The organism is Streptomyces sp. NPDC059668 (genome assembly GCF_042734135.1).
Classification (GTDB): domain Bacteria; phylum Actinomycetota; class Actinomycetes; order Streptomycetales; family Streptomycetaceae; genus Streptomyces.
Genome location: NZ_JBHWEL010000029.1, coordinates 48576 through 55248 on the forward strand (window position 1 = coordinate 48576; position 6673 = coordinate 55248).

General features: G+C 69.4%; 6 protein-coding genes. 3 read left to right on the forward strand and 3 right to left on the reverse strand.

What is annotated here, in order from left to right; genetic code table 11:
* Positions 1-123 precede the first annotated feature (123 nt).
* Positions 124-561 (reverse strand): MarR family winged helix-turn-helix transcriptional regulator, encoded by a 438-nt coding sequence (locus tag ACFV2J_RS21825; RefSeq protein WP_168528694.1) that lies wholly within the window; start codon positions 559-561, stop codon positions 124-126.
* A 143-nt stretch (positions 562-704) separates the two neighbouring features.
* Between ACFV2J_RS21825 and ACFV2J_RS21830 the strand changes: the two genes are divergently transcribed.
* The gene (locus ACFV2J_RS21830; protein WP_148008990.1) at positions 705-887 is read left to right on the forward strand and encodes a ribbon-helix-helix protein, CopG family; all 183 of its coding nucleotides are present in this window, start codon (positions 705-707) and stop codon (positions 885-887) included.
* 61 nt (positions 888-948) lie between these two features.
* On the opposite strand, the gene ACFV2J_RS21835 is transcribed toward ACFV2J_RS21830, so the two are convergent.
* Positions 949-2400 carry an NCS2 family permease gene (locus ACFV2J_RS21835; RefSeq protein ID WP_385091347.1) on the reverse strand — a complete coding sequence of 484 codons (1452 nt, stop codon included), beginning with the start codon at positions 2398-2400 and terminating at the stop codon, positions 949-951.
* Positions 2401-2637: 237 nt separating this feature from the next.
* Here ACFV2J_RS21835 and ACFV2J_RS21840 point away from each other — a divergent pair, with 237 nt between their 5' ends.
* Both ACFV2J_RS21840 and ACFV2J_RS21845 read left to right on the forward strand, forming a co-directional pair.
* Positions 2638-2916, forward strand: coding sequence for a DUF2530 domain-containing protein (locus ACFV2J_RS21840; RefSeq protein ID WP_385091344.1), 279 nt, complete (start codon positions 2638-2640; stop codon positions 2914-2916).
* Positions 2917-3059: 143 nt separating this feature from the next.
* Positions 3060-5459, forward strand: a complete 2400-nt coding sequence (locus ACFV2J_RS21845) for an HAD-IC family P-type ATPase (RefSeq protein ID WP_385091341.1) — start codon at positions 3060-3062, stop codon at positions 5457-5459.
* Between the two features lie 60 nt (positions 5460-5519).
* On the opposite strand, the gene ACFV2J_RS21850 is transcribed toward ACFV2J_RS21845, so the two are convergent.
* The gene (locus tag ACFV2J_RS21850) at positions 5520-6452 is read right to left on the reverse strand and encodes a hypothetical protein (protein ID WP_385097586.1); all 933 of its coding nucleotides are present in this window, start codon (positions 6450-6452) and stop codon (positions 5520-5522) included.
* Positions 6453-6673: the final 221 nt, after the last annotated feature.

Here is a 6673-nt window from a genome sequence, read left to right on the forward strand (position 1 = left end):
GGGGGCGGGTGTGGGCGCGCGACCCCTTAAAACACGGGGCCTGGGCGCGGGGGGGGCGGGGCGGGGGGGGGGGGGGGGGGGGCCGGGCGGGCCGCCGGGGGGCGCCCCCGCGGGGGGGGGGCATCAGATCTGCGCGAGCTTCTCCAGGACGGGAGCGGCCTCGCGGAGCTTCGCCCACTCGTCCTCGTCCAGGGCCTCGACCAGGCCGGCCAGCCACGCGTTCCGCCTGCGGCGGCTCTCTTCGAGCATCGCCTCGGCCTTGTCGGTCTGCGTGACGACCTTCTGTCGCCGGTCCTCGGAGTGGGGCTCCAGCCTGACCAGGCCCTTGGCTTCCAGCAGCGCGACGATGCGTGTCATCGAAGGCGGCTGCACATGCTCCTTGCGGGCGAGTTCGCCCGGCGTGGCGGAGCCACAGCGGGCCAGGGTGCCGAGCACCGACATCTCGGTGGGGCTCAGCGACTCGTCGACCCGCTGGTGCTTGAGTCGACGTGACAGCCGCATCACTGCGGAGCGCAGGGCGTTCACGGCGGCAGCGTCGTCGCCATGGGTGAGGTCAGGCATGTATTTAGATTAACTCATTACTCTCGCTAAAGAGCATCGGGGTGCCCGTGACACGGACCACTGAATCCTCGCGTCACTCATACGAGTGAGTTCGCTGCGGAAAGTGACCCGTTCCGCGCCGAAGTCCGGCGACCCTCGACTCCATGGGGACCAGTGTGCTCAGCCTGCGGATAGACGGGGAGCTGCTCGACCGGCTCCGAGACCATGCCGCCAAACGCGGAATGAGCGTCCAGGACTATGTCGTCCGGACGCTCATTCGCGATGACTTCGACGAGCGGTTCCAGACCGCCGTCGACGAGACGGAGAAGTTCTACGGGGTCACGTGAGCCCGGGAGACCCGGGACACCCGGGAGACCCCGAGGGGCGGGGTCTCCGTGACCCCACCCGTCACGTGAGGCCGAGGGCCGGCATGAGGTAGTAGAAGGCGAACACCGCCGACACCACGTACATCGCGACCGGGATGTCGCGGCCCCGGCCGGCCGCGAGGCGCAGCACCACGAAGGTGATGAAGCCCATGCCGATGCCGTTCGTGATCGAGTAGGTGAACGGCATCATCACCATCGTCACGAAGGCCGGGATCGCGATCGTGTGGTCGGCCCAGTCGATCTCGCGGACCGAGCCGGACAGGATCAGGAAACCGACCGCGAGCAGCGCGGGGGTGGCGGCCTGGGACGGGACCATCGTGGCGATGGGGGTCAGGAAGAGCGCCACGGCGAAGAGCGCGCCGGTGACGACGTTCGCGAAGCCGGTGCGCGCGCCCTCGCCGACGCCCGCCGTGGACTCCACGAAGCAGGTGGTGGCCGAGGAGGAGCTGGCGCCGCCCGCGGCGACGGCGATGCCGTCGACGAAGAGGACCTTGTTGATGCCGGGCATGTTGCCCTGCGCGTCGGTCAGCTTGGCCTCGTCGCTGACGCCCATGATCGTGCCCATCGCGTCGAAGAAGCACGACAGCAGCACGGTGAAGACGAAGAGGATGCCGGTCAGCACGCCGACCTTGCCGAAGCCGCCGAAGAGGCTCACCTTGCCGACGAGCCCGAAGTCCGGGGTGGCGACCGGGTTGCCCGGCCACTTCGGGGTGGTCAGGCCCCAGGACGGGACCTTGGCGACGGCGTTGACGATCACCGCGAGGACCGTCATGGTGACGATCGAGATGAGGATCGCGCCCGGCACCTTGCGCACGATCAGCGCGAGCGTGAGCAGCGTGCCGAGGACGAAGACCAGCACCGGCCAGCCGTTGAGGTGACCGTCGGAGCCGAGCTGCAGCGGCACGGTGGTCTGGGCGACGTCCGGGATGCGGGAGACGAAACCCGAGTCGACCAGGCCGATGAGCATGATGAACAGGCCGATACCGATCGAGATGCCCTTGCGCAGCCCCAGCGGCACGGCGTTCATGACGCGCTCGCGCAGCCCGGTGGCGACCAGCAGCATCACGATGAAGCCGGCCAGCACGACCATGCCCATGGCGTCCGGCCAGGACATCCGCGGGGCGAGCTGGAGCGCGACGACCGTGTTCACGCCGAGGCCGGCCGCCAGCGCGATCGGCACGTTGCCGATGACGCCCATGAGGAGCGTCGTGAAGGCCGCGGTCAGGGCGGTCGCGGTGACCAGCTGGCCGTTGTCCAGGTGGTGCCCGTACATGTCCTTCGCGCTGCCCAGGATGATCGGGTTCAGCACGATGATGTAGGCCATCGCGAAGAAGGTGGCGAGACCGCCGCGGATCTCGCGCGGGAGGCTGGAGCCGCGTTCGGAGATCTTGAAGTAGCGGTCGAGGGCGCTCCGCGCGGGCCGGGACTCCGGCTCCTGCGGGGCGGGGGCCTTGGTGGCGGCCGAGGTGGACATGCGGGTCCTCAAGCGTGCGGGGGACGGGGAACAAGATCGAGTCCGGCCGGCGGTCGATCGTCAACAGGATTCCCCGGTCCCTGTTGGTGTTTCCTACGAATACAACTGGCCAGACTCGGACTGTTTCAGTATGAACATATGAATCAGAAATCGCTATCTCCGCGCGTAGACCGCCGGTGCGCACCGGGAACACGGGTGCGGGCGCCGGCCGGTTCGCGGCCCTCGTAAGCTGTGCCCATGGCGAAGTGGACCCCCAAGCACGAGGCGCCGGAGCCCCTGGAGGGCCCCGTCGTCGCCACCATCACGGGCGGCACGATCCTCTGGTTCGTCCTCTTCCTGGTGCAGCTGCCGTTCTACGGCTGGTACGACGACCACGGGCACACCTGGTGGGTGTGGACCTGTCTGGCCGGCGCGGGCCTCGGACTCATCGGCATCTGGTACGTCCGCAGGCGCGACGCCGCGATCAGGCGGGCCGCCACGGCAGGCGGCGCGCCGTCGTCCGCCGCCGTGGAGTGACCGGCCCGCCCCCGTCCGCCGCCGCCCCGCGGCCCCCCACATCCGACCAGGGCATCACAACCCGCCGTCCCCCGTCCTCCCCTGGTCGGATCTTCGGGGCACTCGGCAGGTGAAGCCCCCTTTCCGCACGTACCGTCGATTGCATGACGCACATCGACGCGGGCGCGGAACTCGATCCTGTGCACCCCGTACCCCTCCCCGCCCCCGGGCGGGCCAGGGGGCTGTCCGCCGCCGAAGTGGCCGAAAGGGTGGCGCGCGGCGAGGTCAACGACGTCCCGTTGCGCAGCAGCCGCTCGCTGGGCGAGATCGTCCGCGCGAACGTCTTCACCCGGTTCAACGCGATCATCGGTGTGCTCTGGCTGATCATGCTGTCCGTGGCTCCGTTCCAGGACAGCCTGTTCGGGTACGTGATCATCGCCAACACCGGGATCGGCATCATCCAGGAGTGGCGGGCCAAGAAGACCCTGGACTCGCTCGCGGTGATCGGCGAGGCGAAGCCGACGGTGCGCAGGGACGGGGCCGCCACCGAGATCAGCACCTCCCGGATCGTGCTCGGAGACGTGATCGAGATCGGCCCCGGGGACAAGATCGTCGTGGACGGCACCTGCGTGGAGGCCGACGGCCTGGAGATCGACGAGTCACTGCTCACCGGTGAGGCCGACCCGGTGGTCAAACGCCGCGGGGACGAGGTGATGTCGGGCAGCTTCGTGGTCGCGGGCGGCGGCGCGTTCACCGCGACGAAGGTGGGCCGGGAGGCGTACGCGGCCCAGCTCGCCGAGGAGGCGTCGCGGTTCACGCTCGTCCACTCCGAGCTGCGCAGCGGTATCTCCACGATCCTCAAGTACGTGACCTGGATGATGGTCCCGACCGCGATCGGTCTGGTCATCAGCCAGCTCGTGGTCAAGCAGCACGGTTTCAAGGACTCCGTCGCCCGGACGGTCGGCGGGATCGTGCCGATGGTCCCCGAGGGCCTGGTCCTCCTCACCTCCGTCGCCTTCGCGATCGGCGTCATCCGGCTTGGCCGGAAACAGTGCCTCGTGCAGGAACTTCCGGCCATCGAGGGCCTCGCCCGCATCGACACCGTCTGTCTCGACAAGACCGGCACCCTCACCGAGGGCGGCATGGACGTCACCGAGCTGCGGCCGCTGCGGGGCGCCGACGAGTCGTACGTACGCAAGGCCCTCGGCGCGCTCGGCGAGTCCGACCCCCGGCCGAACCCCTCGCTTCAGGCGATCATCGACGCCTACCCGGACAGCGAGGACTGGCGCTGCGTCGAGTCGCTGCCCTTCTCCTCGGCCCGCAAGTACAGCGGGGCGACCTTCAGCGAGGGCGACGGCGAGACCGGTACGTGGCTGCTCGGCGCCCCCGACGTGCTGCTGCCCGACGGGGACCCGGCGCTCGCCGAGACCGAGCGGCTGAACGAGGAGGGGCTGCGGGTCCTGCTGCTCGTCCGGGCCACCAGGGACCTCGACGACCCCGAGGTGAAGAAGGGCGCCCGGCCGGCCGCGCTGGTCGTGCTGGAGCAGCGGCTGCGCCCGGACGCGGCGGACACCCTGCGCTACTTCGCCGAGCAGGACGTCAGGGCGAAGGTCATCTCCGGCGACAACGCGGTCTCGGTCGGCGCGGTGGCCGGGAAGCTCGGGCTGAGCGGCGAGGTCGTGGACGCGCGCCGGCTTCCCGACGAGCGGGAGGAGATGGCGAAGTCGCTGGACAAGGGCACGGTGTTCGGGCGGGTCACCCCGCAGCAGAAGCGCGACATGGTGGGCGCGCTCCAGTGGCACGGCCACACGGTGGCGATGACGGGCGACGGCGTGAACGACGTCCTGGCCCTCAAGGACGCCGACATCGGCGTGTCCATGGGGTCGGGTTCGGAGGCGACCCGGGCGGTCGCCCAGATCGTGCTGCTCAACAACAGCTTCTCGACGCTGCCCTCGGTGGTGGCGGAGGGCCGCCGGGTCATCGGCAACATCACCCGGGTCGCGACCCTGTTCCTGGTGAAGACCGTCTATTCGGTGCTGCTGGCGGTGCTGGTGGTGTGCTGGCGGGTCGAATACCCCTTCCTCCCCCGGCACCTGACCCTGCTGTCCACCCTGACGATCGGTATCCCCGCGTTCTTCCTCGCGCTCGCCCCCAACACGGAGCGGGCGAGGCCGCACTTCGTGCGTCGGGTCATGCGCTACTCGATCCCGGGCGGTGTCGTCGCCGGGGTCGCCACCTTCGTGACGTACCTGGTGGCCCGTCACCTCTACACCGGACCGGACCAGTTGAACGCGGAGACCAGCGCCGCGACGCTGACGCTCTTCCTGATCTCGATGTGGGTACTGGCGATCATCGCCCGCCCCTACACCTGGTGGCGTGTCGCCCTGGTGACCTCGATGGGCCTGGCGTTCGTCGTCGTGCTGATCGTGCCGTGGCTCCAGCACTTCTTCGCCCTGAAGCTGGTGGGCGTGGAGATGCCGTGGATCGCGGTGGGCGTGGCCGCGGCGGCGGGGGTCTGTCTGGAACTGCTGTGGAAATGGGTGGACCGCCGCTTTCCCGCGTGAACGACGCGGTCCCCGCACCCCTGGCGGGGGTGCGGGGACCGGTGAGGTACCGCGGGTCGGCTACTTCACGTCCACGAAGTCACCCGCGGCCTTGACGGCCGGGGTGGTCGAGGTGCCCGCGAAGCTGTAGCGGTAGTAACCGTCGACCGACGCCGTGGTGGTGGTCTTCAGGTTGCCCGTGCCGTCCGTCTTGACCGTCTTGACGGTGGTGTACGTGGTGCTGTTCTTCTTGCGGAACTGCAGCTGCACCGACTGGCCGGTGTAGCCCGCGTACTTGTTCGTCTCCCAGTTGGCGCGGGACAGCTTGCCCGTGACCGTGACGGTCTTGCCCTTCTTCACGGGCTCCGGGGCGGCGTTGACCGTCAGCTTGGAGTAGCGCTGCACGTTCGGGGAGGCGAACCCGCCCTGGTCGGCGACACCGACCTTGGTGATGTCGAAGTCGCGGCTCTGCGGGTCCTGGCCGTTGTACGCGATGGCCAGACCGGCGGCCTTCCAGGCACCCGCGTCCGAGTTGATGAGGGCGCCATCGGCCGGGTGGACGTCGATGTTGCCCTTGCAGGAGGCGGTGGTCGTCGACGTGGCGGTGCACTTGGCCGGGTTGTCGCCGAAGAGCACGTTGTCCGGCCCGGCGAAGGAGCCCTTGTAGAGGTAGGGGCCCGTCAGGAAGTCGGCGGCGGTGATCTTGACTTCGACGCCGTGGGTCAGGGTGTAGGTGACCGGAACGGCGACGTGGTTGGTGGTGCCGACCGCGAAGGCCTTGCCGCCGTTCACCTTGATGTTGGAGAAGCTGACGTTGAGGGCGTACGGCTCGTCGTCGGCGGCGGTGGCGGCGGTGAACGCGGTCTTTCCGGACGCCGAGTGCGCCGCTTCCAGGACCCGGGCGACGTCCGCGCGGTAGGAGGAGCTGGAGTCGGCGGCGTGCGCGGCCGGCACGACGAACGCGGAGAGGGCCAGGGCGCCGGAGACGGCGGCCACAGTGGCACGAATGCGCATGCGATCCCCAAGTGGAGAAAGGGGCCCCTGCGGTGGTCGTTCCTCACGGTTCGTCGTCACTCGGGGCCCAAGTGATGTGGAGTCTCGTGACTCACCTGATCAGATGAGTGACGGAAGTGAATGGTTGTACGAGCGGTGAACTCTTTGTGTACGTGTGACCATGACCGCCGCGGGGGGGGGGCCCCCGGCGCCCCCCGCCCCGCGCGCCCGCGCGGGGGCCG